Annotated in this window: 1 protein-coding gene; it reads left to right on the plus strand. The window is 62.0% G+C overall.

The window, feature by feature from the left end; genetic code table 11:
• Window positions 1-2648: hybrid sensor histidine kinase/response regulator (locus AC1D1P_RS20215; RefSeq protein ID WP_477674193.1), on the plus strand; the 2648-nt coding region annotated here is incomplete at its 5' end.
• Between the last annotated feature and the right edge of the window lie 40 nt (window positions 2649-2688).

Genomic DNA, 2688 nt, shown 5'->3' on the forward strand with positions numbered 1-2688 from the left:
CTGTAGAGCCGGTGCGCTCACTGGAACCAGAGCCAGAAGTGACGCCGGCTCAGGTAATTGAAATGCCTGTCCCCGCTCAGGTCACGCCGGTGCCTCCACCTGCTGCTGTCGTCTCTCCGCCTGCCCGGCTGGTAGCGACCGTGGCTGCACCAGTGAACTCGAACTTCGAGGAAGACGAGGACGACGAAATCGATGCGGTCGATGCGATTGATCCCGACCTGTTTCCGATTTTTGAAGAAGAAGCTGCAGAACTCATGCCCCAGCTGGGGGGCGCACTGCGGCAGTGGTCTTCACGTCCTGATAACCAGGGCGCACGCATGGAAGTCCTCCGTGCACTTCACACGCTCAAAGGCAGCGCCCGGCTGGCAGGTGCATTGCGGTTAGGCGAAATGGCTCACCGGATTGAGTCCGAAATCGAACATCTCGGCTCTGATGCGGCTTCAACCCAGGAATTCGAACCCCTGATGACGCGTTTTGACGCCATGGAAGCTACATTTGAGGCCTTGCGCCGTGCTGATGCGGCTGCTGCGGCTGCACCCGTCACGCTTGCGCCTATTGCACCTATTGCGCCTATCGCGACCGTTGAGCCCGTACTGAAGTCGACCACGCAGGACAAGCCCGCTCCAATTGTGGATGCACAGGAAACTCCAGCCGAGAGCGCCGCTCCGGTTGCCGCCGGTGCGGGCCGCAAGCTCACGGTGCCGGCGCCGCAGACCATGGCCATGCAGCCATTGCGACAGGCGGCCAACGCCTCGATCCGCGTGCGCTCCCAGTTGCTTGACCGCATGGTGAACCAGGCTGGTGAGGTCATGATCACGCGCTCCCGGCTGGAAGCCGAACTCAGCCAGCTCCGAGGCTCGCTGAACGACATGAGCGGTAACTTGAACCGCTTGCGCCAGCAGCTGCGGGACATTGAGTTGCAGGCTGAAACCCAGATGCAGTCGCGATTGGCTCAGGCCAMGGAAGCCCAGGCAGGGTTCGACCCGCTGGAGTTCGACCGCTTTACCCGCGTACAGGAACTGACGCGAATGATGGCCGAGTCGGTGAATGACGTGGCAACCGTGCAGCGCACCTTGCAGCGCACGGTGGAAGCCACCGAAGACGACTTGATCGCCCAGGCTCGCCAGACCCGAGAGCTGCAACGCGACCTGCTCCGTACCCGCATGGTGGAGTTCGAAGGCATCTCCGAGCGCCTGTACCGCGTGGTGCGCCAAGCGTCCAAGGAAACCGGCAAGCAGGTCCGCCTGGACTTGCTGGGCGGCACCATGGAAATGGACCGCGGCATGCTGGACCGTATGACACCGGCCTTTGAGCACTTGCTGCGCAACTGCGTGGCCCACGGTATTGAAAGTACGCAGGTTCGCACCGATGCGGGCAAGGACCCGGTCGGCCTGATCACCGTTCACTTGCGCCAGGAAGGTAACGACGTTTCGGTTGACTTCAGCGATGACGGCGCTGGCCTGAACCTGGCACGTATCCGCGAAAAGGCCATCAGCCTCGGGATGATCACGGCTGATCAACCGCTGGAAGACGGCGACGCCGCTAACCTGATTTTCATGCCCGGCTTCTCTACGGCCGCGCAGGTGACCGAGCTGGCAGGACGCGGCATCGGTATGGATGTAGTCCGCTCTGAAGTCAACGCGCTCGGTGGCCGGATCGAAACTTCCACCGTCGCCGGTCAGGGAACGCACTTCAAGCTGGTACTCCCGCTGACTACTGCTGTGACGCAGGTGGTGATGATCCGCTCGGGCAATCTCTCAATCGGCGTACCTGCCAACGTTGTGGAAACCGTCAGGCGCGCTTCGGCCAAAGAGCTGCAGCAGGCCTATAACACCGGCACACTGGAGATTGCCGGCGAGTCGATGCCCTTCTTCTGGTCCGGTGCATTGCTGCAGGCCTCGCACCACAGCGCCGAAGCCCAGGGCAAGACCACACCGGTCGTGATTTTCCGAAGCGCCGCACAGCGCATTGCCCTGCATGTCGATGAAGTGTTGGGCAACCAGGAGGTTGTGGTCAAGAACCTGGGCCCGCAGTTGTCCCGTCTGCCCGGCCTGGCCGGTATGTCAGTGCTGGCTTCCGGTGCGGTCGTGCTGATTTACAACCCGGTTGCGCTGGCTTCCRTGTATGGCCAGCAGGCGCGCGCATGGAGTTCAGACCGGGCCGAGCCGCACATGCTTGAAGGCTCCGGCGCTACCGCGGCAACCACCGACGGCGGCAGCGGCAGCGTCGCGAAAACGACGATGGCGGCACCTGTCGCCCCGCAGATTCCGTTGATTCTTGTGGTCGATGACTCCATTACGGTTCGCCGGGTTACGCAACGTCTGCTTCAGCGTGAAGGCTACCGTGTCTCCATGGCGGCCGACGGTCTGCAAGCGCTTGAACGCCTGCAGGAAGAGCGGCCGGCCGTGGTGCTGTCAGATATCGAAATGCCGCGCATGGATGGCTTTGACCTGGCGCGCAACATMAGGGCTGACGTGCGCCTCAGTAACCTGCCCATCATCATGATCACGTCCCGCATCGCCGAGAAGCACCGTGAACATGCCAAGGAGCTGGGCGTCGACCACTATCTGGGCAAACCGTTCTCTGAAGAAGAGTTGATGAGCCTGGTGCGCCACTATTGCGCTGCCGAGACCACCGCGACCGCCTGAGGTAAAAAAGCAGAAAAAAGCCTGTAGCCTAGGTAGGACG

Source organism: Polaromonas sp. P1_E1_2 (assembly GCF_056406035.1).